Source organism: Brassicibacter thermophilus (assembly GCF_055378355.1).
In genome coordinates, this window is sequence record NZ_AP042446.1 from 1607820 (window position 1) to 1634661 (window position 26842).

Genomic DNA, 26842 nt, shown 5'->3' on the forward strand with positions numbered 1-26842 from the left:
GAGGGATGATATGGAACTGTGGTTTACAGAAAAACATACAGAGAATGCAAAATTCTCAATTAAACTAAAAAAGCAGTTATTTAGCGGACAAAGTCAATTTCAGAGAATAGATATACTGGAATCATATGACTTTGGGAAAATATTAATTTTAGATGGATATTTGATGCTTACAGAAAAGGATGAATTTATCTATCATGAGATGATAACCCATGTACCGATGGCAGTAAATCCTGAAATTAAAGATGTACTGGTAATTGGAGCAGGAGATGGAGGAACTGTAAGGGAGCTTACCAGATATGAATCGATAGAGAAAATCGATATGGTTGAAATAGACAAGCTGGTAGTGGATATGTGCAGAAAATATATTCCCCAAACTGCTTCGAAATTGGATGACAGAAGAGTAAATTTATATTTTGAGGATGGATTAAAGTATGTCAGCACCAAAAAAGAGGAATATGACCTAATCATAGTTGATTCTACCGATCCCTTTGGCCCTGGAGAAGATCTGTTTACAAAAGAATTTTATGGGAACTGCTATAAGGCATTGAGGAAAAAAGGGATTTTAGTTAATCAGCACGAAAGCCCTTATTATTCTAATGATGCTCTGGCAATGCAAAATGCTCATAAAAAGATTAAATCTATTTTTCCTCTGGCTTTAGTTTATCAGGCTCATATTCCAACTTATCCTTCTGGGCATTGGTTGTTTGGATTTGCTTCTAAAGAACTTCATCCTGTCACTGATCTAAAGGAACAAAACTGGAACTCGCTGAGATTAAAAACGAAATATTATAATACTGAACTGCATAAGGGGGCTTTTGCCATTCCCAACTATGTAAAGGAGCTTTTGGAGAATGCATAAAAATGTTCATACCATACTATGGTGGGATAAAGATTATGATGAAAGCTACTTTATAGAAACTTACAGTTTTTATTAAGATAAAGATTTAGAAGATATCTATGTATTTGATATTGCAATTTAGAGATGAAACTTTACTCTAATTATAAAAATGTTATAATAAAATAAAAAATGTTACGGGGGATGAAAATGAAGATAATTGATTTTAGAAGTGATACTATAACTAAACCAACAGATGAAATGCGCAAGGCTATGTATGAGGCAGAAGTAGGAGATGATGTTTATAAAGAAGACCCAACAATAAATAAATTAGAGGAAATTGCTGCTGAAAAAGTAGGTAAAGAAGCTGCTCTTTTTGTACCTTCAGGAACTATGGGGAATCAACTAGCATTAATGGCACATACTCAAAGAGGTCAGGAAATTGTTTTAGAAGAATGGTCACATATATATAGGTTTGAAGCAGGAGGGTTAGCATTTCTTTCAGGGCTTCAAGCTAAAACTGTAAAGGGTAAAAATGGTATAATGGAGATTGAAGATTTAAAAAATGCTATAGTTAATGATAATAATATCCACCATGCTCAAACAGGACTTATATGCATAGAAAATACCCATAATATGGCAGGTGGTGTTGTAACACCTTTGCCAAAAATGAAAGAAATTTATTCTTTAGCGAAAGAATATAATCTGCCTGTACATTTGGATGGGGCAAGGTTATTTAATGCTTCAACTTATTTAAAATGTAATCCGAAAGATATAACAAAATATACTGATAGCGTAATGTTTTGCTTATCAAAAGGACTCTGTGCACCAGTTGGTTCTATTTTGGCAGGAACTAAAGAGTTTATAAATAAAGCCACAAGATACAGGAAAATGTTGGGTGGTGGAATGAGACAAGCTGGAGTTTTAGCTGCAGCTGGCTTAGTAGCGTTAGATAGAATGGTAGAAAGACTTTGGGAAGATCACGACAACTTGAGGAAACTATCTGAAGGATTAGGATCAATTAAAGGCATAGAAATTGATAAAAATTCTGTGCAAACTAATATACTTATGGTAAACATTAAAAATACTGGTTATAGTGCTAATGAATTTGTATTGAAAATGAAAGAAAGAGGCATTTTAGCTTCAAGCATAACAGATGAGATAATAAGGTTTGTTACTCATAGATATATTAGCAAAAGTGATGTAGAATATGCAGTTAAAATTATCGATGATATATTATCACATTAATAATTGGAGAAATTGTATAATTATTATGCGATTTCGTTTTATGTTTTGGATAAGAGGTGATTAATTGGATTTATTTGATTTAAGCAGGGAAATTAACGAGAAAAAGTCTGCTCCTTTAGCAGAAAGGATGCGTCCAACAACTTTGGAAGATTTTGTCGGTCAAGAACATATAATAGGAAAAGGAAAACTTCTTTATAGGGCTATACAAGCAGACAAACTCAGTTCAATAATATTTTATGGTCCTCCTGGAACAGGAAAAACTACATTGGCAAAAATTATTGCTAATACCACTAAAATGAATTTTGAACAGTTAAATGCTGTTACATCTGGTATAAAGGAAATTAGAGAAGTTATTTCAACTGCTAAAGATAATATTGCATTTTCAAATAAGAGGACAATATTGTTCATTGATGAAATTCATAGATTTAATAAATCTCAGCAAGATGCTTTGTTGCCTTACGTTGAAAATGGAACTATTATTTTGATTGGTGCTACTACTGAAAATCCTTACTTTGAAGTTAATAAAGCTTTAATATCTAGATCTATGATATTTAAACTAGAACCTCTTAACAGAAATCATTTAAAGAGTATATTAGAAAGAGCATTGAGTGATAAGGAAAAAGGTTTAGGAAATCTTCGTGTTAAAATTGATGCTGATGCACTTGAACACTTAATAAGTGTATCAAATGGTGATGCAAGGATTGCTTTAAATGGGTTAGAACTAGGAGTGCTTACCACTTCTCCAAATGAAGAAGGAATTATTAATATTACATTAGAAATAGCACAAGATTGTGTTCAACAAAGAGCCTTGAAATATGAAAAAGGCGGAGATGAGCATTATGACACTATATCTGCTTTTATTAAGTCCATGAGAGGCTCAGATCCTAATGCAACGCTGTATTGGCTTGCTAAGATGATTTATGCAGGGGAAGATCCTAAATTCATTGCAAGAAGGATAATCATATGTGCTTCAGAAGATGTTGGTAATGCTGATCCTAATGCATTAAATATTGCTGTATCTGCGTTTCAAGCAGTTAACATTGTTGGAATGCCAGAGGGAAGGATACCGTTAGCTCAAGCAGCTGTTTATGTTGCATGTGCACCTAAGAGTAATGCTAGTTATGTAGGAATAAATCGGGCACTTTCAGATATTAAAAATTTAGAAACTGGAAAGGTTCCTAATCATTTAAAAGATTCTAATTACTATGGTGCTAAAAAATTTGGTTATGGAAAAGGTTATAAATATCCTCATGACTATGAAGGCTCTTTTGTAGCCCAACAATATTTACCTGATGAATTTATTAATAAAGATTATTATAAACCTACTGAAAATGGTTATGAAAAAGTAATTAAGGATAGATTAAGCTCATTACACAAAGGAGAAAAATAGGGAGGAAGCTAACATGCTAAAAAAAATGATAGAAGATGGATATGGTAATGAAGAAGGTTTAAACTGTGCTGAAAAAATTCTTTATGGAGCTAATGAAATATATGATTTAGGGTTAAGTAGAGAATGCTTGAAATTATCAGCTGGATTTGGTGGTGGTATGAAAATTGAGAGCGTTTGTGGAGCTTTAACTGGTGGAGTTATGGTGCTTAGCAAAATATTTGGTCATAATGATTTATATAAAAAAGAACAGTTTGAAGGTTTAATACGAGAATTTTTTCGATTATACGAAGAAAAAATGGGGAGCATTAAATGTAGCGAATTAAAACCTTTATATAGAACTGAAGAAAAAGGTTGCCAGAATGTTATATTTGCAGCAGCTGATGTATTGTGTTTTATTATAGATAGAGAGATAGCTAGATAAGGAGTGTGACTAAATTATTAACTTTATTTTATTAATATTATCAATAGTAGTTTTAGACCAATTAATTAAAAAGAAAGTTTTGCATAACATGTCAAATGGAAAAGTAATAGAAACAAATTATTATATTAATATTACTCTTATTAAGAATAGAGGAGCTGCATTTGGACTTTTAAAAAATAAACCTAAGTTTTTAAAAGCTTTAGTTACTTTAATATTAGCAGTAATAACATATTATTATTTTTTTATTATTTATGATATAGTTACTATTAATATAAAAATAGGGTTTGCTTTAGTAATTTCGGGTGCTATTGGAAATCTTATAGATAGATATGTTTATGGATATGTAATAGATTATATATATTTTAAATTCAAAAAATGTCCTATTTTTAATATTGCAGATATATCTATTTTTATTGGAGTTGTAATATTGCTAATTGGTCTAATTAAAGAAAATATCATCTAAAGAAATTAAATAATTATTATAGATTAAAATTAAAATCACAAACTATTTATGTGATTTTCTTATTTGACAAAGTTTTCTTATATTATTATAATATCTATAATAAAAAAGAAAACAGCGATGACGGGAAGAGTAAATATAAGGTATTTATTATAGCGAGTCGGTGATGGTGTGAGTCCGATATAAATCTTATATTGAAGAACGTCCCCAAGCTTCTAACCGAAATCTATGTTTATGGATAGTAGGCTTAGACGGATTTGCCCCGTTACAGGCAAATAATATGTTTTTTAAAACATATTATTTGAGGTGGCCATTGAATAATGGCAAATAGGGTGGTACCGCGAGTCCTTCGTCCCTTTAAAGGAGTTGGGCTTTTTTTATATTAAAAATGATTAATGTAAGGAGGTTATAAGATTGTGCACTGAATTGGTAAGACAAATTTATAGAGAAAGTGAAAAGTATATTGGTAAAAAACTAAAAATTGAAGGATGGGTTAGGACTGTAAGAGCTTCTAAAAATTTTGGATTTATAGAAGTTAACGATGGAAGTTTTTTTAAAAACATACAAATAGTTTTTGATGATAGTTTAAGCAATTTTGAAGATATTTGTAAATTGAAAGTTAGCACTGCTATTTCTGTGGAAGGTCAGTTAGTTGCTACACCAAATGCAAAACAGCCTTTTGAAATCAAGGCAGATAATATTATTATTGTAGGAACTACAACTAAAGATTATCCTTTACAGAAAAAGAGGCATACTTTTGAATTTTTAAGAACTATTGCTCACTTAAGACCAAGAAGTAATACTTTTTCTGCAGTGTTTAGGGTACGTTCGTTAGCTGCTTATGCTATACACAAGTTCTTTAATGATAGAAATTTTGTTTATGTTCATACACCAATTATTACTGCTAGTGACGCTGAAGGTGCAGGAGAAATGTTTAGAGTATCTACATTGGACTTAAATAGTCTACCTAAGGATGAACATGGGAAAATAGATTTTTCTAAAGATTTTTTCGGTAAAGAAGCAAATTTAACTGTAAGTGGGCAGTTAGAAGCTGAAGCATATGCTTTAGCATTTAGAAATGTTTATACTTTCGGACCTACTTTTAGAGCAGAAAACTCAAATACAGCTAGACATGCTGCAGAGTTTTGGATGATTGAACCTGAAATTGCTTTTGCAGATTTAAATGATAATATGTGTTTAGCAGAGGATATGATGAAATACATTATTCAATATGTAATGGATAATGCACCTGAAGAGATGGAATTCTTTAATAGATTTATCGATAAAGGATTGTTCGATAGATTAGAAAATGTTGTAAATTCTGATTTTGAACATATAACTTATACTGAAGCAATTGATATTCTTAAAAAATCTGGACAAAATTTTGAGTATCCTGTAGAATGGGGAATGGATCTCCAAACAGAGCATGAGAGATATATTACAGAAAAAGTATTTAACAAGCCAGTTTTTATTACAGATTATCCAAAAGATATTAAAGCTTTTTATATGAGGCTTAATGACGATAATAAGACTGTTGCAGCTATGGATTTATTAGTTCCTGGAGTTGGTGAAATAATAGGAGGGAGCCAAAGAGAAGAAAGATTAGATGTCCTTGAAGCTAGAATGGATGAAATGAAAATGAAAAAAGAAGATTATTGGTGGTATTTAGATTTAAGAAAATATGGTGGAACGAAGCATGCTGGATATGGACTAGGCTTTGAAAGAGCTGTAATGTATATTACTGGAATGAGCAATATTAGAGACGTAATTCCTTTTCCAAGGACAGTAAGGTCTATAGAGTTTTAGGTGAGTTATAAGTATTAAAAGATATTTTAGCAAGAGGTGAGGAAATGAGTTTATATGAAAGTTGGAAAGATTTAGCATATAAACAAATGACAAAGAAAGAATATAATGAATTTTGGAAGCCATATTTAGAAATGGAGAAGAAAAACTATGAGTATATTTTAGAAAATAAAAAGGCTAATATTAATGGAAAGTTAAATGATATTGCTGAAGAATTTGGTATGGATGATATAACTTTTGTTGGTTTTTTAGACGGGTTAAATACTAGCTTGGTTGAACCTTTAGATATGGAAAAGTTAAACGAAGAAAGTGAAATTAATATTAATATTGATTTTAAAAAATTGTATTATAATATGATGGAAGCAAAGGCGAAATGGCTCTATAATTTACCACAATGGGATAAAATATTAACTCAAGAGGAAAGAAAGAATATTAAAAATGAGTATAGGTCTTCAAAAATGGTAGTTAAATCAGATAAGATAGGTAGAAATGATCCATGTCCATGTGGTAGTGGTAAAAAGTACAAAAAATGCTGTGGCAAGAACTTGTAGATTGCTTCTTGATTTTTATAATATAATTTGTTATAATAATTTGCAATTGAATAATTAGCTATGAAAAGAAGTAGTAGGCTTATACTTTATTTTAAGAGAGCTGCTGGATGGTGAAAAGTAGCAATAAAGGAAGCTGAACTCGTCTTTGAGCTATCAAAGTGAATTTAAGTAACTTTGATCGGTTATAACCGTTATCAAAAAGAGTGGATAGCTATATTGCTGTCAATTAGTGTGGTACCGCGAACCTTTCGTCTCTAAATGAGTTGAAAGGTTTTTTTGATATAAATTTGATATAAATTAACATAGTAATAGGAGGTATTTAGGTGAGTAAATCTTATAATCCAAGAGTAATTGAAAAAAAATGGCAAGCTATATGGGATGAGAAAAAAACATTTTATGCTTGCAATGATACATCAAAACCTAAATTCTATGCATTAATAGAATTCCCTTATCCATCTGGAAAAGGGCTACACGTTGGTCATCCAAGACCATATACTGCGTTAGATATTGTAGCAAGAAAAAGAAGATTGGAAGGCTATAATGTACTATTTCCTATTGGATGGGATGCTTTCGGTCTTCCTACTGAAAATTATGCTATTAAGAACAAAATTCACCCTAGAGAAGTTACTAAGAAAAATGTAGCTATGTTTAAAAAGCAATTGAAATCTTTAGGTTTTTCTTTTGATTGGTCAAGAGAAATAAATACTACTGATCCTAGTTATTATAAGTGGACTCAATGGATATTCCTAAAATTGTTTGAAAAAGGTTTGGCTTATAAAAAAGAGATGCCAATTAATTGGTGTACTCAATGTAAGATAGGGCTTGCAAATGAAGAAGTTGTTAATGGAGCTTGTGCAAGGTGTGGTGGTGAAGTAGTAAGAAAAGTAAAAAATCAGTGGATGCTTAAAATTACTGAGTATGCTGATAAACTTATAAAAGATCTTGAATTAGTTGATTATATAGAACGTGCGAAGATCCAACAGATTAATTGGATAGGGCGTTCAGAAGGTATGGAAGTAGATTTTAAAATAGCAGGTACTGATAAAAATTTACGAGTATTTACTACACGACCAGATACATTATTTGGAGCTACTTATATGGTTATTTCTCCAGAACATCCTTTAATTAACGAATATAAGGATAGAATAAAGAATATAAGTGAGATAAGAGAGTATCAAAAACAAGCTAGCAAAAAATCAGACTTTGAAAGAGCAGAACTTGCAAAAGAAAAAACGGGAGTAGAAATAAAAGGACTAAAGGCTATTAATCCTGTTAATGGTAAAGAAATACCTATATGGACATCTGATTATGTGCTTATGTCTTATGGAACAGGTGCAATAATGGCAGTGCCTGCTCATGATACTAGAGATTGGGAATTTGCTAAAAAATTTGGTCTTCCAATTATTGAAGTCGTTAAAGGTGGTAATGTTGAAAAAGAAGCTTTTACTGATGTCCAAAAAGGTATTTTGGTTAATTCAGATTTCTTAAATGGCTTAGATGTAAACGCTGCGAAGAAGAAGATAAGTGATTGGTTAGAAGAAAAAGGATTAGGAACTAGGAAAGTAAATTATAAGCTTAGAGACTGGGTATTTTCTAGACAAAGGTATTGGGGGGAACCTATACCTTTAGTATACTGTGAAAAATGTGGTTGGGTTCCTATTCCAGAAGATGAGCTTCCTCTTAAACTTCCAGAGGTAGATAATTATGAACCAACTGGAACGGGGGAATCTCCATTGGCTAATATTGAAGATTGGGTCAAAACTACTTGTCCTAAATGCGGAGGCCCTGCTAACAGGGAAACTGATACTATGCCTCAGTGGGCTGGTTCATCCTGGTATTTTTTAAGATATGTTGATCCTCATAATGATACAGCTTTAGCTGGAAAGGACGCATTAGATTATTGGATGCCTGTAGACTGGTATAATGGAGGAATGGAGCATACTACTCTACACTTACTATATTCAAGATTTTGGCATAAATTTTTATATGATATAGGTGTAGTTTCAACTCCTGAACCATACAAAAAGAGAACATCTCATGGTATGATACTAGGTGAGAATAATGAAAAAATGTCTAAATCTAGAGGTAATGTTGTAAATCCAGATGAAATAGTAGAAGAGTTTGGAGCTGATACTTTAAGGACATATGAAATGTTTATAGGAGATTTTGAAAAGAGTGTTCCATGGTCATATAATGGTGTTAAGGGTTGTAGAAGATTTTTAGATAGAGTATGGAAGTTGCAAGATATACTTATTGATGGAGATTCATATTCTAAAGATATGGAAAATATCATGCATAAGACTATAAAGAAAGTCTCCGAGGATTATGAAAATATGAAATTTAATACTGCTATAGCAGCATTAATGTCTTTGATAAATGAGTTCAATAGTAAAGGTGCTATAAATAGAGCAGAATTTAAGACTTTTTTGATTCTTTTAAATCCAGTAGCACCACATATCACTGAAGAATTATGGAGTATAGCAGGTTTTGAAGGGATGTTGAATCAAAGTAAATGGCCACAGTGGATTGAAGAAAAAACTGTGGATGAGATAGTTGAAATAGCTGTACAGGTAAATGGCAAAGTTAGAGGAAAAATAACTATTTCTATAGATGATACGAAAGATCAAGTAATGGATAAAATTAAGAAAGATAAAGATTTAGCTAAATACTTTAAAGATAAGAAAATAATTAAAGAAATATATGTACCAGGTAGAATATGTAATTTGGTTGTAAAATAGAGACAAATAAAAAAGTAGTAGCTAATATTAGCTACTACTTTTTTATTTGTTATTTTCTATCCACTTTTTCATTTCATCTTTTAAAAGGTTAAAACCTTCTGAGTTATTTGTTACCTTAGGTTTTGTATTTTGCTTTTTATTGAGTTTCTTTTTTGGTTTTTCTAATGTAGCACGAATAGAAAGGGATATTTTTCCCGATTCTTCATCTACAGAAATAATCTTTACATCAACTTCATCTCCTACTGAAAGATAGTCATTGATATCTTTAACAAACCCGTGGGCGATTTCAGAGATGTGTACTAAACCTTGTGTAGATTCATCTAATGCTACAAATGCACCAAATGGTTTAATACCTGTTACTTTTCCTTTAACAATGTTTCCTACTTCAATATTATTTTTCATGTATAACACTCCTATCATTTTTTTCCTTACTTAGTATAACATAAAATGTATACAAATAGCAAAATGATTATTAAATTAATTTTTATAGTCATATTATTAGTATAAATATAAAGTGTGAAAATATTGCAAAAAAGACAAGCTAAATATTTAAGAATAAATGCATTAAGTATGGTTAACACTAAAAAAAGATATTAACTTATTATTAAAATATGTTATAATTGCATTTGGGGAGAAAAATAAGTATTTGTTTTTAAATTAATATGGAGGTGTAATCATGAAAAGGATTTTAGTGACTGGAGCATTAGGACAAATTGGTTCAGAGTTAACCATGAAACTTAGGGACATCTATGGTTCATCTAATGTTATAGCTAGTAGTAGAAGAAAAAAAGATGGTTTTGAAGAATTAATGGAATCTGGAGTGTTTGAGATTGTTGATGTGAATGACGCTCAGAGAATAGCTGATGTTGTTAAAAAATATAAGATAGATACAATAATTCATCTAGCTGCAATTCTGTCTGCAGTAGGAGAAAAAAATCCAACTGCAGCTTGGAATGTAAATATGGGTGGATTATTTAATGTATTAGAAGTAGCTAGAGAGACAAAGTGTGCAGTTTTTACTCCTAGTTCAATTGCTGCTTTCGGTCCTTCAACTCCTATGGATAATACTCCACAAGATACTATTCAAAGACCAAATACTATGTACGGAGTAACAAAAGTTGCAGGCGAGATATTGTGTGATTATTACTATCATAAATATGGTGTAGATACAAGAGGAGTACGTTTTCCTGGCTTAATATCTTACAAAACTTTACCTGGTGGGGGTACAACGGATTATGCTGTACATATATTTTACGATGCTATTGAAAAAGGCAGCTATACATGTTATATAAAAGAAGGTACTCATATGGATATGATGTATATGCCTGACGCATTAGATGCTATTATTAACTTAGCAGAAGCAGATGGTTCAAAACTTGTTCACAGGAATGCATTTAACATTACTGCTATGAGTTTTGCTCCAGAGGATATTTATGCAGAAATTAAAAAACATATACCTGATTTTAAAATGGATTATGATGTTGACCCTGTTAGACAATCTATAGCTGATTCATGGCCAAATTCTCTAGATGACAGTGCAGCTAGAGAAGAATGGGGATGGAATCCTAAATATGATTTAGCATCTATGACTACTGATATGTTGGATAAGTTAAGAGTAAAATTAAATAAATAGTTATAAAAAGCCTTGGGATAGTACTTAACCCAAGGCTTTTTATTGTGGGCTAAGTATAGGCACGTAAGAGTTTTTACCTAAAGAGGTGTGGCAGATACAAAGTCTATAATGGAAAAATTAGCAGCGGTTACAATATTAGAGTAGCTACAGATTATTCAAATAACTGTTTAGAAACATATATTTAGTAAAATTGAATTTTATAGAATTATATTGACTGAAAATTCAAAATGTGGTATCTTTAAATTAAGATGTCTGATGACTGACAAATTAGAAAGAGGTTGAAATAATGAAAGTAAAAGAAAAAACAGTTTCACTAAGTCGTAAAGTTAAAAAGAGAATAATAGAATATATACTTAATGAAAAATTGCAACCTGGTAACGTCCTTCCTTCAGAAGTATCATTAATGAAAATGTTTGGAGTAAGCAGATATACTGTACGAGAGGCATTAGCATTATTAGAACAAGATAAAATACTATATAAGATACAAGGAAAAGGTACTTTTGTGAATAAAATACCTATACAAATTGAAAGTGGACTTGAAAAGTTAGAAAGTATTACGGAAATAATAGAAAGTTTTGGTTATGAACCGGGCACTATTTGGATTGACATTAAAGAAGATTTTCCAACAGAAGATATGACCAAAAAAATGAGGTTAAGAAAAAATGAGAAAGTAATAACATTTACCAGAATAAGAACAGCAAATGGAAAAATTGCTGCATATTGTATAGATACAATAAAAAAACCAAAACAAATGAAAGTAGTACCTGATAGTATTAAAGGTGAATCTATGTTTGAGTATCTAAAAGAAAATTATGGTATAGAACCTGAGTATGCTATTGCAGATATTATACCTACCTTATCTACTGCTGAAATGATAAAACATATGAAGATAGAAAAGGATCAGCTTTTTCTATTATTAAGGCAAATTCACTATGATAAAGAAGGAAATCCTCAAATATATTCAATGGACTATTTTAACACAGATGTATTTAAATTTAAAGTAAATAGGATAAGATAGGAATAAAAAAATATTTTTGTTTTTACTATGGTTACACATCTTATGGAAAGTATAAATGCATTAGATATTATATTTTCATCTAAAAAACGACTTTATTGTTTTCTGAGATTATTCAGTATAAGCATCAGATGTAAAGATGGCAATAGTTGATGAAAATATATAATTGTATAAATTATTAGTTTAGTTTGTATAGAAAAGGGTGAAATAATGAGATGTATATACTTTGATGGAAAGTTGCAATATAAAGAAGATGCAGAAAAGCCTAAGATTAATGCAGATGAATCTTTAATAAAAATTATTTATGCAGCAATATGCAACACAGATAAAGAAGTGATAAAGGGGTATAAGAGTTTTACTGGTATATTAGGTCATGAATTTGTAGGAACTGTAGAGGATTCCACTAATAAAAAATTTATAGGTAAAAGAGTAGTTGGAGAAATAAATATAGGATGTAATCAATGTGAATTTTGTAAAAAAGGGTTTGAAAATCATTGTAAAAATAGAAAGATATTAGGAATGAAAGATAAAGATGGAGTCTTTGCAGATTATATTACTCTTCCAAATAAAAACCTACATATTGTACCTGATAATGTAACAGATATTGAAGCAGTATTTGCTGAACCAATAGCAGCTGCTTTACAAATTACAGAAAGATGCCACATTAAGCCAACTCATAAAGTTGCTATAATTGGTGATGGAAAATTATCTCAGCTTGTAACACAAGTTATAAGCTTAACAGGATGTGATTTAACTGTTATAGGGAAGCATTTAGAAAAATTAAAATTTCTAGAGGAAAATGCAACAACAGTATTATTAGAAGAGGCCAATTATATCAATTATTTTGACATAGTCATTGAATGTACTGGCAATGAACAAGGTTTAAAATATGCTCAAGATATGGTAAAAGCAATGGGGACTATAATACTAAAAAGCACTTATAATTCTAGTTCAATACTAAACCCTACAAGTTGGGTAGTAAATGAAATTACTGTAATAGGTACTAGATGTGGGCCTTTAGATGCTGCTTTGAGACTTTTACAAAAAAAGCTTGTAAAGGTAGATAGATTAGTTAGTGGTATTTATGCTTTAAGAGATTTTGAAAATGCTTTTGGACAAAAAAATATTTTAAAAGCAGTATTTGATTTAAGAAAAGAATAAGTAGATATTATAGTAAGGAGATGAAACAAATGAATGAAATTAAGGCAATTGAATTTAAAGATGATGTTTTATATCTTATAGACCAAAGAAAACTGCCAAATGATTATGAACTATTCGAATGTAGAACCTATAAAGAAGTAATTTTTGCTATTAAAGACATGATTGTTAGAGGAGCACCTGCTATTGGGGCAACAGCAGCCTATGGAGTAGTTTTAGCAGCAAAAGAATTTTTGGAAAACGATAAAGAAGATTTTTTAAAAAATATGAATGAAGCTTTAGAAAAATTGAGTAAATCTAGACCTACAGCAGTTAATTTAATGTGGGCTATAAAAAGAATGAGAAATCTCATAAAAATAAATATTGAATTATCAGTAAGAGAAATATACAAAAAAATAAAAGTTGAAGCTGATAAAATACTTAATGAAGATATAGAGACTAATAAAAAAATGAGTAAGTATGGAAATGAAATTATCCCTCAGAAAGCTACTATTTTAACACATTGTAATACTGGAGCTTTAGCTACAGCAGGGTTTGGAACGGCACTTGGAGTAATTAGGGAAGCTTTTTATAGTGGAAAGGATATATTTGTATTTGCTGATGAAACAAGACCAAGACTGCAGGGTGGAAGGCTTACTGCATGGGAATTGGTACAAGAAGGGATACCATCAAAACTTATTGTAGATAACGCAGCTGCTACCCTTATTAGAGATGGAAAAATTGATGTTATACTTGTTGGGGCAGATAGAATAGCATTAAATGGTGATACTGCAAATAAAATAGGTACATTTATGTTATCAGTAGTTGCTAAGACATACAATGTTCCATTTTACGTAGTAGCTCCAACTACTACTATAGATTTTGATATTGAAACAGGAGAGGAAATAGAAATAGAGGAAAGAAGTAGTAAAGAATTAACTCATATTGAAACTGTAAGAATAGCACCAGAAGGAATAGAAGTATTTAATCCTGCTTTTGATGTAACGCCAAATGAAAATATTACTGGTATTATAACAGAAAAAGGAATAATTAGTCCATCATATAAGGAAAATATATTAAAACTAAAATAAGGAGGGCAAATAAAATGAGCGATGATGGAAGTAATAAAACTGTATCTATTAGAAACCTTACTTTTAAGTATAAAGACCAAAAAGATAGAAATGCCATAGAAAATATAAATTTAGATATTGAAAAGGGACAATTTGTGGTAATAATGGGACCAAGTGGTGCAGGTAAATCTACTTTAGCAAATTGTTTAAATGGATTAATTCCTCATTTTATTAGGGGAAAATATAGTGGTGAAGTTTTAATAAATGGAATCAATGCTAAAGAAAATAACGTTAGTAGAATGGCAAAGGAGATAGGTTTAGTATTTCAGGATTTTGAATCTCAGTTATTTTCAACAAATACAAAATTAGAAATTGCATTTGGTCCAGAGAATTTTAATGTTGATAGAGAAGAAATTCAAAGGAGAATAGATAAGATATTAAAAACAGTTAAATTAGAAGGTTTTGAGGATAGACAACCTTCAACATTATCTGGTGGTCAGAAGCAAAGATTAGCTATAGGCTCTGTTCTTGCTTCTAAACCTAGTGTAATATGTATGGACGAGCCTACTACAGATCTTGATCCAGTAGGAAAATTAGGTATATTTAGAATAGCAAAAGAACTGCATGAGGATAAAGAACTTACCCTTATTATAATTGAACATGAAACAGAAGAAGCGTTAAATGCTGATAGACTTATTATAATGAAAGATGGACACATTTTAAGAGATGGAAATCCAAAAGAAGTTTTGAAAGAAATAGAATTGACAGACAGTATAGGAATTATGACATTACAAATTCCTAAGTATTTTTCAAGTCTTTCTTTACTAAGTAAAGATGAATTGCCTTTAACGCCTGAAGAAGGCTTCGAAAAATTCTTGGGTCTAAATCTTAAAATAGATGAGAATAAATATAATGAAATTTTAGAAAGAGAAAAAGAAAGAGAGAGTAAATATGGAGATGTAATCATTGAAGTACAGGACTTAGAGCACACATATCCAAATGGTAAAACTGCTCTTAAAGGAGCAAATTTAAAGATACGAGAAGGCGAGTTTTTAGCTATCCTTGGGCATAATGGAAGTGGTAAAACTACTTTGGTAAAACACTTTAATGGACTTTTATTACCTACAAATGGAAGGGTAATAATAGATGGCAAAGACACAAAAAATACCACTATATTTGAAATAGGAAAGAAAGTAGGCTATGTTTTCCAAAATCCCGATCATCAAATATTTGCAGATACAGTTTATGAAGAAGTAGCTTTTAGTCCTAAAATTAGGGGGTATTCAAAAGAAGAAATAGATGAGAGGGTAAAAGAGGCTTTAAAAGCAGTTGATATGGAAGGATATGAAGAAGAAGACCCATTTTCACTTACAAAGGGTGGAAGACAAAGAATAGCTGTGGCTTCTATTTTATCCGCAAGACCTAAAGTAATTATATTGGACGAGCCAACCACAGGACTTGATTATAAAGAACAAAGACAAATGATGGAGCTAATTAAGAAACTTAATGAGAATGGACATACTATTATAATGATAACTCATACTATGTGGGTAGTTGCAGAATATGCTCATAAAGTAGTAGTAGTGAATGATGGTGAAATAAAGATGTATGGTAATACTAGGGACGTATTTAAAAATGAGGAAGAATTATTGAAATCATACTTAAAACTACCTCATATAGTAAGTTTAAGTAATAAGATAGGAAAAACAATGTTATCTTTAGATGAAATGATTAGTTGTACTAAGGGGGTGAAATAACATGGATATGTTTTTATATATTGATAAAGATACTTTCCTACATAAATTAGACCCTAGAACTAAATTATTAATTATGTTTGGAAGCTTTACAATTGCATTATTGTTTAACTCACTACCTATTTTAATTATTTTGGGATTAGTCATAATTTTTTATGGAATGTCAGGAAAAGTACTTTCAAATCTTAAACGTATAAGAGTAATATTGTTTATGATTGCTTTAATGTCGATAATTATTTGGTCATTTACTAAAAGTGGTGAAACCAAAATATTAGGACCCATAACCTTAGAAGGCTTATTGTACGGCATAACAATAGGAATAAAGTTCAATATAATGATAATATCTGGGATGATCTTTCTAAGTTCTACAAAGATTGAAGAAATATCTTTAGGTCTTGTTAAATTAAAAGTACCTTATAGGGGAGCATTTGCATTTTCTACGGCTATAAGACTTGTACCTATGATAGTAAGTACTAGCTATACAATTACTCAAGCTCAAGAATCAAGGGGATTAGATCTTAATTCAGGGTCAATATTCCAAAAAGCTAAGAAGTACATTCCGTTACTTATACCTACATTTATTTCTGTCATAAGAGGGACAAATGTATTTTCTATGGCACTAGAATCAAAAGGTTTTGGATACGATAAAAACAGAACTAATTACATGGAGATAAATTTTGATAGTAAGGATTATATATTGATAGTAATAACGATATTAGCAGTAGTATTTTCAATTTATGCTAAGATAGTATTTAAATTATAGTAAGGGAGGTAATATCATGAAAAAAGCTATTATTGGCGGTACAGGAGTTTATGATATTGGAAGTGGAAGCAAGACAAAGATTGTAAAAACAAAATATGGAAATGCAGAAGTGGATTTAGTAAATATAAATGGAGAAGAAATCGTTTTTTTAGCGAGACATGGGAAAAAACATACAACACCGCCACATTTAATAAACTATAGAGCAAATATGAAGGCTTTGGAAGAGTTAGGTGTTAAATATGTTTATGCTACAGCTGCAGTTGGTTCATGTAATGAAAATTATATACCAGGAGATATTGTAGTTATTAGAGATTTTATAGATTTTACTAAGCAAAGACCTCTTACTTTCTTTGAAGGTGGAGATGAACCAGTAAAACATATTGATATGAGTGAACCATATTGTAAAAATCTTAGGAATAAGTTTTACGAAGCGGCAAAAATTGAGTTAATTGATATAAAAGGAGATGCTGTCTATATATGTACTGAAGGCCCTAGGTTTGAAACAGAATCTGAAATTAAAATGTATAAAATGTTTGGAGGTGATGTAGTAGGCATGACAAATGTGCCAGAAGTAGTATTGGCTAGAGAATTAGGTATGTGCTACGCTGCAGTTGGTATAATAACTAACTGGTGCACAGGCGTAAAAGGAGATATAACTCTACATGATATTCAAGGTACATTGTCTGCAAACAAGGAAAAAATTACTAAAGTATTTTTGAGAGTGTTTAGTGAGAATCTCGATCAGGAACAATGTAATTGTAAAAATGCAAGCATTAAACTTTAGTTAAAAGGAGGATTTATCATGAAAGAAGTATTTAGGATGTGGAAGTCAACTAAGATGGTGGTTTTAGTAGCACTATGTGCTGGACTTTATGCGGCATTATTGATACCTTTTAAAGCAATTGTATTAATTCCTGGAATTACTGAGGTTAGACCTGCAAGTGCACTTCCTGTAGTATTTGGATTATTATTTGGACCTGCTGGAGCATGGGGTTCAGCTATTGGTAACCTAATAGGAGATTTCTTTGGTTCATTAGGAGTAGGTAGTATTTTTGGTTTCTTTGGTAATTTTATGTTTGCTTATGTTCCTTATAAAATATGGAACAATTTGGGAATAGTAAATAAAAGTGATATAGAACCAAACCTTAAATCAGGTAGAAAAATAGCAGCATTTATAGTAGCAGCGTTAGGCGGTTCATTATCATGTGCTCTAATAATAGGATGGGGTCTTGAACTACTAGGTATGGTTCCATTTGCTGCATTAGCAGCAATAATATCAGTAAATAACTCTGTGCCATCTATTATTCTTGGTATACCTTTATTAATGGTTTTATATCCAAGAATAAAAAAATGGGATCTTTTATGGACTGATATAATGCCTGAAGAAGATTTGCCTCAATTTAGTAGTAGAGTGAGAACAGGTTCTATTGTTATGGTAATAGGAATATTATTTGGTATAATAGGCGGATTTGCAGTAGCTTTAGGTGCTGGACAGCAAGTTTTTAGCTTTGCAGGTGGAGTGTCAGAAGGTATGAATGTAACACTAGTATCAGGAATAGGCGTAGTTTTAACGTACGTTGGCAGTTTTATGCAATAATAAGTTGAGGGTGTTACCCTCAACTTATTAAAGCATTAAACTAAGAATGAATTAACAGTATAGTTTATAGGTATTAAGGACATAGTTAAACTGATTCAATTCGAAAAAGGAAGGAGCATAACAAATGGATAACAATAAGAAATATGGTTTTGAAACTATGGCGATACATGCAGGAGGAAAGAAAAATGCAAATAATGCATTAAATCCACCTATTTATCAAACATCTACTTTTGTATTTGATGATATTGAACATGTTGAAAAAGTAATGTCTTTTGAAAGCAATGATTATGTTTATACTAGAGGAAACAATCCAACATTAAGACTTTTTGAAAATAGAATGGCTGCATTAGAAGAAGGAAAAGGTGCAGTAGCTTTTGCTTCAGGTATGGCAGCCATAAGTTCAGTTCTATTTTCGCTTCTTAAGCCAGGAGACAATGTAATAGTAAATAAAACACTGTATGGCTCAAGTTATAATGTAGCAACTCATATTCTACCTCAATATAATATTGATTGCAAAATAGCTGATTTAAGTGATACAGAAAAATTAAAAGAATTAATTGATAAAAATACTAAGGTTATTTATTTTGAAACGCCTTCTAATCCAAATTTAATGATAATAGACATCAAAAAAATTGCACAAATAGCAAAAGAAAAAAATATAAAAGTAGTAGTAGATAATACTTTTGCAACACCGTATTTTCAAAAACCATTAACTATAGGAGCAGATATAGTAGTTCACAGTGCTACAAAGTATATATGTGGTCATGGAGATGTGGTTGGAGGTGTTGCAGTAGCCAAAGATGCTGATTATATACAATCACTTAAATTTGACTATATGTGTGAATTTGGTGGAGTTATGAGCCCATTCAATGCATGGCTTTTACTTAGAGGCCTTAAAACATTAGGTGTAAGAATGAGAGAACATGAGAAAAATGCATTAGCAGTAGCAAATTTTTTAAAGAATCATTCAAAAGTACGTAAGGTTTATTATCCTGGACTTAAAGATTTTAAGGGCTATAAAATAGCTAAAGAACAGATGAACGGATTTGGGGCCATGATAAGCTTTGAAGTAGATGGGAACTTAGAAGATGCTAAAAAAGTAGTAAATTCTGTGAAATTAGTACAAATTGCTGTAAGTCTTGGAGATTGTGAAACATTAATAGAACTTCCTGCAGCCATGACACATAGAGGATATCCAAAAGAAGAGCTAGCTAAATTTGGTTTAACAGAAAGTATGATAAGGATATCTGTGGGATTAGAAGATTGTAATGATATAATTTGTGACTTAAACGATGCTTTATCAAAAATATGATTTAGAAAATTATAACTAATTAAAGATTGGCCGATTATGATTTCACTAGTTTGTCTTTTTTGAAAATCATTCGTTTTCTTACTAAACATCGTATTAAAAAAGATTAAAGTCCTCTATTTTTATTTAAATTTATAAAGCAATAATAATTAGTTGGGAGGATATAAATGATTAGGGCTGATAAAGATTTAGCATTTATGTTACAATATGAAAATATTGCTTGGTATGAAAAAGGCAAAGTTAAAATATTAGATAGGAGAATATATCCTGCACGGATAGAATATGTTACATGTAATCATTATACTGAAGTAGCAAAGGCTATTGCTGATATGGTAACTCAAAGTGGTGGACCATATGTAGCAGCTGGTATGGGAATGGCACTTGCTGCTTATGAAGTAAAAGATAAAACAATTGAACAGCAATTAGAATATTTGAAGGAAGCTGCATATGTTCTTTCTCATGCAAGACCTACAACGGTTAAACGAATGGAACTAGTTGTAAAAAAATGTTTAGAGGTAGCAAAAGAAGCTATAAAGAAAGAAGAAAAAGTTGATGAGGCTATTTTTCAACATACTTTAAATTCAGTAAATAATAATTACATAAGAATAGCTAAGGTTGCTAAGTATCTTGTAGATATGTTTCCAGACAAAGGAACTATTATGACGCAATGTTTTGCTGAAACGATAGTTGGTCAGATGCTAAAGGAAGCTAGAAATAGGAAAAAAGATATTAAAGTAATTTGTCCAGAAACACGTCCATATTTTCAAGGAGCAAGATTAACTGCAAGTGTTGTCCATGATCAGGGATTTGACGTTACTGTAATAACAGACAATATGCCAGCTTATACTATGAAAAGCAAAAAAGTAGATTTATTTACATCAGCAGCAGATGTAATTTGTATGGATGGTCATGTTGTGAATAAAGTTGGTACTTTTCAAATTGCGTTAGCAGCTAAATATTTTGGCATACCTTATTTTGTTACAGGTTTTCCAGATAGATTACACGATAAAGTATCTACTGTAAACATTGAAGAAAGAGATGGAAGATATGTATTGGAAGCAATGGGTGTACGAACTGCAATGGATGGAGTTAAAGGGTACTATCCGCTATTTGATATCACACCTCCCCATTTAGTAAGTGGAGTTGTAACAGATAAAGGTATTTTTTCACCCTATGACCTTAATCGATACTATAAAAAGTAAAAGGTTACAAATATAGAATTATATTTTAGTAATTAGAAAGGATGAGTATTATATGTTAATGAAAAAAGAAAGAGAACAAATAGTCGAATATGGTAAAAAACTTGTTACAAGTGGACTTACAAAGGGGACAGGTGGAAATTTAAGTATTTATAATAGAAAAAAAGGATTATTTGCTATAAGTCCTTCTGGTATAGATTATTTTAAAATTAAGCCAGAAGATGTAGTTGTATTAGATATTAAAGGTGAAAAGATAGAAGGAGATAAGAAACCTTCTAGTGAAGTCGAGATGCATAGAGTTTTTTATGAAAGAAGAAATGATATAGATGCGATTATTCATACTCATACTATGTATGCAACTACACTAGCTTGTCTAAATTGGTCATTACCACCAGTTCACTATATGGTTGCATTAGCTGGTTTAGATGTAAAATGTGCTAAATATGCTACATATGGGACTAAAGAATTAGCGGAAAATGCTTTTGAAGCTATGAAGGGCAGAAAGGCAGTGTTATTAGCTAATCATGGATTATTAGCAGGAGCAAATGATTTATTAAATGCTTTTAATATTACAGAGGAAATTGAATATTGTGCTGAATTATATTATAGAACTAAGTGTATAGGGGATCCTGTTATTCTTCCAGAAAAAGAAATGACTTTGATGATAGAAAAATTTAAAACTTATGGACAAAGAAAATTATAATTTAGTTCTAATTTAATATAGTGATTGAAATAGATAAATTTATATGTATATTAGATTGTACTTAAGAAATCTTGCTAAAATGCAGTTTTTTATAAGTATTTATTATAGGAACCAAATATATTAAGGGTTTATAGTATGGAAACAAATTAAGGCTCGATTTAGAATTTAGTGAGATTGAAGGTATTCAAAGTGAAGATATGATAATACAAAGAGGGGTATTTGAGAATCTTTAAAAATTCTATATTAAATAAAACCATAATTAATCAAAGATTGATTAATTATGGTTCATATTGATTAAACAACTGCAGCTAATAAGAGTATTTCAATATTATCATCATATATTTTATCAAATTGCGTAATGGGAAGTGGATTTTTGCCTTTACCTACTTCTACTGTATATCCTGGGCGTATATATTCTTGAATAAACCAATCTTTATAGCCAGCATATGATGCTATTCCATAAGTGTTTTCTAGACCATATCCACTAACTTTTGAAAAGAGTTCACCGATATTTTTAGCTTCAGGAGGAGCTAAGCCTTCAAAATTCCAATATATTACTTCCCCTTGACTGTGATAAGCTAATACTAGTCTAAAATTATTATTTCTAGTAAAATCTGCAACTGCTTTTGATTCAGGTTCAGATTCGGGAGATATTCCAGGATATCTTGTTGGACCGGGACTATCATAGCCTAGTTGTGCAGCTATATCTCTATATTTTTCCCATAGTGCGTCGTAATTGTGGTTCAAATCAACTCCTTTAATATTAGCTTGCCATGTATTACTAAAATCTAGGCTCCCATCATTCCATATTATTAAATTTTCATAATAAGGATTATTTCTACTTAAGCCGTTAATAACTAAATCTACACCATCAGGATTTACCATAGGAACTATATAAATTGAACTTTGATTCCATATATCATTTATATTGTATTCTTTAATGTTTTTTCCTTCAACATAAGCTATTAAGAAATTTTCAACAAATTTCATTAACAACGGAGATGTAATCCATTCTAATGCGTGATGTGCTCCATTATAAAACACTTTATTTGGACCATTTCCAAGCTTAATATAGTATAAATTTCTTCCAAGTACACTATTGCCTATAGAACCTGTTTCTAAAAAGGGATATCTAGCTTTTAAGCCTCTAATATCTCTTTGCATAATTTCATAGGTATAATCAATGTTTGTATCTACTACATCTATTCCGTAAGGTATTATGATTTGTTGACCTACCATTAAATTATTAGGATTTATATCTGGATTAGCAACTAAAATTTTATTTACAGTAGTATAATATTTTCTAGATAAATCATATAGAGTATCTCCTGGACGAATTGTATAATAATCAAATCCTAATAAAAGTCTGTTTAGTATTCTATAAGTATTTGGACCAATTATGCCATCTGGTACAAGCCCATTATCTTTTTGAAACTGAATAACTGCTTGCTCTGTTTTGACACCGAATATACCATCTATTGGACCGGGGTCATAACCTATTTTTTCTAGTAATGATTGTATTTCCATTACGTCAGAACCTTTTGAACCAAGTTTTAATATTCTCAAATTATCACCTCCCTAGTTTTATAATAATATACTATGTATCAACACTATAATGTTCTAATATTTTTTATTTTAATCATATACAATATAGAAAATTGCATAATAAAATTTTGACCTTATAGTAATTATGCAATTTCCTCAATATATTTAAAAACAAATGATGCAAAATAATGTATTTTTTAATCAAAATTAGTTGTTTTTTTCTTAAAAATAAAAGAATATATAGTATGAATGTCGCTATTTGGCTATTACCCAGGTAATAGCCAAATCTTCTGTTAACGAAGTTAAAACAAAATAAATATAATAAAATAAGCCTACAAAATAATAATGAAAAAACAAATAGTATTCAGAAAAGTTTTAGGAGGTGTGATAATTATATGAAAGCTTTAATCCTCTGTGCTGGAGTAGGGAGTAGGTTGTGGCCTGTAACTTTGTCATTGCCAAAACAATTGATACCAATAGCAGGGAAACCTGTTTTGTATTATATTTTAGATTCCCTTGTAAAAGCAGATATATATGATATTGGAATTGTCGTAAAAAATAACGAAGATATTTTTAAAGATGCAATAAAAAAATATGCGAATAATAAGATAAAAGTTACTTTTATAAAACAAGATACACCTAAAGGGTTAGCAGATGCAGTTTTGACTTCTAAAGAATATATTAACAATGAAAGATTTATCATGGTATTAGGTGATAATTTTTATAATATGGAACTAAAAGAAACTATATCTCAATTTTCCAAGGAAAATGTGAATTGTAAGTTGATATTAAAAAGAGTATCTAATCCCAAAAATTACGGTATAGCTGTAGTTAGTGGAGATAATATAATCGATGTTATGGAAAAACCTAAACACTCCATTTCTAATCTAGCTATAACAGGTATATATTTATTTGATAAGAGTATATTTACTGGATGTAGTAATATAAAACCATCTTGGAGAGGGGAATATGAAATTACAGATGCTATAAAGTGGCTTATTAGCAATAAGTATAAGGTAAACTATAAAATAATTAAAGATGGTTGGAGAGATTTAGGATATCCAGATGCAATAGTAGAAGCAAATCAAAATACTATGTATAAAATTAGTAGTAGCATTATAGGAAGTGTTGATAATGATAGCAAGTTAAGCGGTAGAATTAAATTAGGAAAAAACTCAAGAGTAATGAACTCAATAATAAGAGGACCTGTTATCATTGGTGATAATTGTAATATAACTAATAGTTATATAGGGCCTTTTACTGTTATTGCTAATGGAGTGAAAATTATCGACAGCAGTATAGAGAATAGTATTGTACTTGATAATTGTAGTATTTCTTATTCAGAATCTATAATTGATTCTAGTATAATAGATAAATGTTCTAAAATAGAAAAAAATACATCGATGAAGAAGTCTAGTAGTTTTTTATTAGCTAAAAATAGTAAAGTTTTATTAGAATAAGATAAATTTACTGTTATAAATAATAAAAAGTAGTAAATATAAGGTTCTGATTTTAAAATCATCTTATGAAAAATATAAGATAGATTAATAAAAAAATAGTTTTGGAGGGAAATAAATGAAGGCTGCAGTTATAGGTGGCGGGATTTTTGGACTATATTGTGCTGATGTGTTATTAGAAAATAATTTTAAAGTTGATGTTTATGAACAGGGAAACAGTTTGTGCTTAGGAGCATCGCAGGTTAATCAAGCAAGATTGCACTTAGGATATCATTATCCCAGGTCTAAAGAAACTGCATTACAATGTATAAAAGGTTTTTATGATTTCCAATATAAGTTTCCCAAAGCGATAAATAAAAGCTTTAAGCAGTATTATGCAATATCAAGTACTGGCTCTAAAGTGACTGATAAAGAATATTTAAGATTTTGCGATGAATTAAAATTACCGTATAAAATAGTAAAATTGCCTCCAGACATAATTAGACCTGGAACTGTTAAAGTAGTCATAGAAGCTTTAGAATATGCTTTTGATTGGAAGGAGGTTGTTAACAGCCTTGAGGAAAAAATAATAAATAATGGAGGTAAAATACTGCTAAATCATAAAATAATTGATGGAGATGTAAAAGGTAAAGTAAAAAAATTGGTTTCTTTACATCGCGATAGAAAAAATATAGAAAACTATGATATAGTTATTAATGCAGCTTATGCTAATATTAATGGATTAAACAAATTATTTGGATTACCATTAGAACCATTGTCTTTTGAAATGTGTGAAATGGTTAAGATATTATTGCCTCAGAAATACAATTCTATAGGGGTAACAATAATGGATGGAAATTTTACATCTGTAATGCCATTCGGATTAACTGGATACCAAACTATACACAATGTAAGAAAGACTCCTCATGAAAGGTCTGATGTCGGATATCCTATTTTTTCATGTAACAAAGAAAAAAATAATAAATGCAAATGTGATCCAAATAATATTAATATATGTCTTGATTGTAAATGTAGATTTAAAAGCGGATATGAAAGTATAAAAGAGTTTGCAGTGAAATATTTACCTTATGTAGAAAATGCAAAGTTTATTGATTCAATGTTTGCAGTAAAAACTATTTTAAATTATGTAGAAGATTCTGATGCTAGACCAAGTATGCTAATACAGTATGATGAAGCAGAGAATTACTATGTGGTATTTGGTGGTAAAATCAATACCATAATAGATATAGGGGAAAAATTAATTAAACTAATTAAAAATTAAAAGTTTTTGAGAGGTAAATATGGTAAATATGAAAATAGCATTAATTGGATATGGATATTGGGGGAAAATAGTATCTAAATATTTAATAAATAATCCTAATTATGAACTAAAAAAAATATATAGTCCATCTTTAGAAAATAAAGGCATATTCACTAATGATATAAATGAAATTTGGAATAATAAAGATATTTCTGTTGTATTTATTGCTACTCCAATTAAAACACATTATACGATAGTTAAAGAAGCTCTTAAAAATAACAAGCATGTATTTTGTGAAAAACCATTAACTAATAATTATAGCGAAGCTTTAGAAATTGAAAAATTGGCAAATGCAAAAAATCTTTTGGTTGAAACAGATTATATTTATACAATTTCTAAAAGTATACAAAAGATAAAGGAAATACTAGATGATGTATCAAATATAAGTTATGTAGAATTGAGTATGAAACAACTTGGGCGATTTTATGATGATGATGTTTATGACGTTCTTGGCAGTCATATGATTTCTATACTTGATTATTTATTTTCAATAGATGAAATGAATTTTAAATTTAGAGATTTAATTGTTAATAAAAATAAGATAGTTGAAACTGGAGAGATTATGTTCTCTAAGGGGAATTTAAAAGGTAGGATAATAGTTAGCTTAAATCATTATAAAAAAGAAAGGAACATTACGATTTATGGGGACAATACGATAATTCGTTTTGACCCATTTAAAAAAGATACTTTATTAAGAATTAAATATAAAAAAAATAATAAGGAAGCAGTTATTACTAATGAAGAATATTATTCTTTTAACGAGAGTGATAATATTGAGATTATGCTGAATAATTTTCATGACAAATATATCAACAAAAAGAAAAGTAATATTAATCAGTCTTTAGCAATAACTAAAGTATTAAGCACTAGAAAGTGAAGTTGCAAAAAATAGACTCCACATTGTTGGAGTCTAT

At 30.1% G+C, this 26842-nt stretch carries 24 protein-coding genes and 2 other annotated features; of the genes, 22 read left to right on the plus strand and 2 right to left on the minus strand.

Features of this window, described 5'->3' with window-relative positions; genetic code table 11:
* Positions 1-10: 10 nt before the first annotated feature.
* The 8 genes from speE to leuS all read left to right on the plus strand — a co-directional run bounded on the left by speE (position 11) and on the right by leuS (position 9446).
* Positions 11-859 (plus strand): polyamine aminopropyltransferase, encoded by an 849-nt coding sequence (speE, locus tag ACZ41D_RS07560; protein ID WP_464150827.1) that lies wholly within the window; start codon positions 11-13, stop codon positions 857-859.
* A 186-nt stretch (positions 860-1045) separates the two neighbouring features.
* Positions 1046-2083, plus strand: coding sequence for a low-specificity L-threonine aldolase (ltaE, locus tag ACZ41D_RS07565; protein WP_464150828.1), 1038 nt, complete (start codon positions 1046-1048; stop codon positions 2081-2083).
* Positions 2084-2147: 64 nt separating this feature from the next.
* Entirely contained in the window at positions 2148-3473 is a 1326-nt protein-coding gene (locus ACZ41D_RS07570; RefSeq protein ID WP_464150829.1) for an AAA family ATPase, read from the plus strand.
* Positions 3474-3486: 13 nt separating this feature from the next.
* Complete coding sequence (locus ACZ41D_RS07575; RefSeq protein ID WP_464150830.1) at positions 3487-3894, plus strand: C-GCAxxG-C-C family (seleno)protein; 408 nt, start codon at positions 3487-3489, stop codon at positions 3892-3894.
* Between the two features lie 25 nt (positions 3895-3919).
* On the plus strand, positions 3920-4357 hold the full coding sequence (lspA, locus tag ACZ41D_RS07580) for a signal peptidase II (protein ID WP_464153129.1): 438 nt from the start codon (positions 3920-3922) through the stop codon (positions 4355-4357).
* Between the two features lie 108 nt (positions 4358-4465).
* Positions 4466-4714 (plus strand) — a binding site (T-box leader).
* Positions 4715-4768: 54 nt separating this feature from the next.
* Positions 4769-6160: an asparagine--tRNA ligase gene (asnS, locus tag ACZ41D_RS07585; RefSeq protein WP_464150831.1), complete on the plus strand. Its 1392-nt coding sequence runs from the start codon at positions 4769-4771 to the stop codon at positions 6158-6160.
* A gap of 44 nt (positions 6161-6204) precedes the next feature.
* Positions 6205-6708, plus strand: a complete 504-nt coding sequence (locus tag ACZ41D_RS07590; protein ID WP_464150832.1) for an SEC-C metal-binding domain-containing protein — start codon at positions 6205-6207, stop codon at positions 6706-6708.
* Between the two features lie 51 nt (positions 6709-6759).
* Positions 6760-6967, plus strand: a binding site (T-box leader).
* Positions 6968-7031: 64 nt separating this feature from the next.
* Positions 7032-9446: a leucine--tRNA ligase gene (leuS, locus tag ACZ41D_RS07595; protein WP_464150833.1), complete on the plus strand. Its 2415-nt coding sequence runs from the start codon at positions 7032-7034 to the stop codon at positions 9444-9446.
* 42 nt (positions 9447-9488) lie between these two features.
* On the opposite strand, the gene yugI is transcribed toward leuS, so the two are convergent.
* Positions 9489-9848 (minus strand): S1 domain-containing post-transcriptional regulator GSP13, encoded by a 360-nt coding sequence (gene yugI, locus ACZ41D_RS07600; RefSeq protein WP_464150834.1) that lies wholly within the window; start codon positions 9846-9848, stop codon positions 9489-9491.
* A 274-nt stretch (positions 9849-10122) separates the two neighbouring features.
* Between yugI and ACZ41D_RS07605 the strand changes: the two genes are divergently transcribed.
* The 11 genes from ACZ41D_RS07605 (at position 10123) to ACZ41D_RS07655 (ending at position 21626) form a co-directional block, all read left to right on the plus strand.
* Entirely contained in the window at positions 10123-11079 is a 957-nt protein-coding gene (locus ACZ41D_RS07605; RefSeq protein WP_464150835.1) for an L-threonine 3-dehydrogenase, read from the plus strand.
* Between the two features lie 286 nt (positions 11080-11365).
* Positions 11366-12097: a GntR family transcriptional regulator gene (locus ACZ41D_RS07610; RefSeq protein WP_464150836.1), complete on the plus strand. Its 732-nt coding sequence runs from the start codon at positions 11366-11368 to the stop codon at positions 12095-12097.
* 207 nt (positions 12098-12304) lie between these two features.
* Entirely contained in the window at positions 12305-13255 is a 951-nt protein-coding gene (locus ACZ41D_RS07615) for an MDR/zinc-dependent alcohol dehydrogenase-like family protein (RefSeq protein WP_464150837.1), read from the plus strand.
* Between the two features lie 20 nt (positions 13256-13275).
* Positions 13276-14322 (plus strand): S-methyl-5-thioribose-1-phosphate isomerase, encoded by a 1047-nt coding sequence (gene mtnA, locus ACZ41D_RS07620; protein ID WP_464150838.1) that lies wholly within the window; start codon positions 13276-13278, stop codon positions 14320-14322.
* Between the two features lie 14 nt (positions 14323-14336).
* The gene (locus ACZ41D_RS07625) at positions 14337-16058 is read left to right on the plus strand and encodes an ABC transporter ATP-binding protein (protein ID WP_464150839.1); all 1722 of its coding nucleotides are present in this window, start codon (positions 14337-14339) and stop codon (positions 16056-16058) included.
* Between the two features lies 1 nt (position 16059).
* Positions 16060-16818, plus strand: coding sequence for an energy-coupling factor transporter transmembrane component T family protein (locus ACZ41D_RS07630; protein WP_464150840.1), 759 nt, complete (start codon positions 16060-16062; stop codon positions 16816-16818).
* Positions 16819-16834: 16 nt separating this feature from the next.
* On the plus strand, positions 16835-17602 hold the full coding sequence (locus ACZ41D_RS07635; RefSeq protein ID WP_464150841.1) for an S-methyl-5'-thioinosine phosphorylase: 768 nt from the start codon (positions 16835-16837) through the stop codon (positions 17600-17602).
* 18 nt (positions 17603-17620) lie between these two features.
* A complete protein-coding gene (locus ACZ41D_RS07640) occupies positions 17621-18415 on the plus strand; it encodes a QueT transporter family protein (protein ID WP_464150842.1) in 795 nt (264 codons plus the stop codon).
* A 124-nt stretch (positions 18416-18539) separates the two neighbouring features.
* Positions 18540-19727, plus strand: a complete 1188-nt coding sequence (locus tag ACZ41D_RS07645) for a trans-sulfuration enzyme family protein (RefSeq protein ID WP_464150843.1) — start codon at positions 18540-18542, stop codon at positions 19725-19727.
* Between the two features lie 164 nt (positions 19728-19891).
* Positions 19892-20926, plus strand: coding sequence for an S-methyl-5-thioribose-1-phosphate isomerase (locus ACZ41D_RS07650; protein WP_464150844.1), 1035 nt, complete (start codon positions 19892-19894; stop codon positions 20924-20926).
* A 52-nt stretch (positions 20927-20978) separates the two neighbouring features.
* Positions 20979-21626, plus strand: coding sequence for an L-fuculose-phosphate aldolase (locus ACZ41D_RS07655; protein WP_464150845.1), 648 nt, complete (start codon positions 20979-20981; stop codon positions 21624-21626).
* A 294-nt stretch (positions 21627-21920) separates the two neighbouring features.
* Here ACZ41D_RS07655 and ACZ41D_RS07660 read toward each other — a convergent pair whose 3' ends face one another.
* Entirely contained in the window at positions 21921-23192 is a 1272-nt protein-coding gene (locus ACZ41D_RS07660) for a M14 family zinc carboxypeptidase (protein ID WP_464150846.1), read from the minus strand.
* Between the two features lie 374 nt (positions 23193-23566).
* Here ACZ41D_RS07660 and ACZ41D_RS07665 point away from each other — a divergent pair, with 374 nt between their 5' ends.
* From ACZ41D_RS07665 to ACZ41D_RS07675, 3 genes are all read left to right on the plus strand, one after another.
* A complete protein-coding gene (locus ACZ41D_RS07665) occupies positions 23567-24631 on the plus strand; it encodes a glucose-1-phosphate thymidylyltransferase (RefSeq protein WP_464150847.1) in 1065 nt (354 codons plus the stop codon).
* A 115-nt stretch (positions 24632-24746) separates the two neighbouring features.
* Positions 24747-25889: an FAD-dependent oxidoreductase gene (locus ACZ41D_RS07670; protein WP_464150848.1), complete on the plus strand. Its 1143-nt coding sequence runs from the start codon at positions 24747-24749 to the stop codon at positions 25887-25889.
* A gap of 19 nt (positions 25890-25908) precedes the next feature.
* Positions 25909-26805: a Gfo/Idh/MocA family protein gene (locus ACZ41D_RS07675; RefSeq protein WP_464150849.1), complete on the plus strand. Its 897-nt coding sequence runs from the start codon at positions 25909-25911 to the stop codon at positions 26803-26805.
* The last annotated feature ends 37 nt before the right edge of the window (positions 26806-26842 follow it).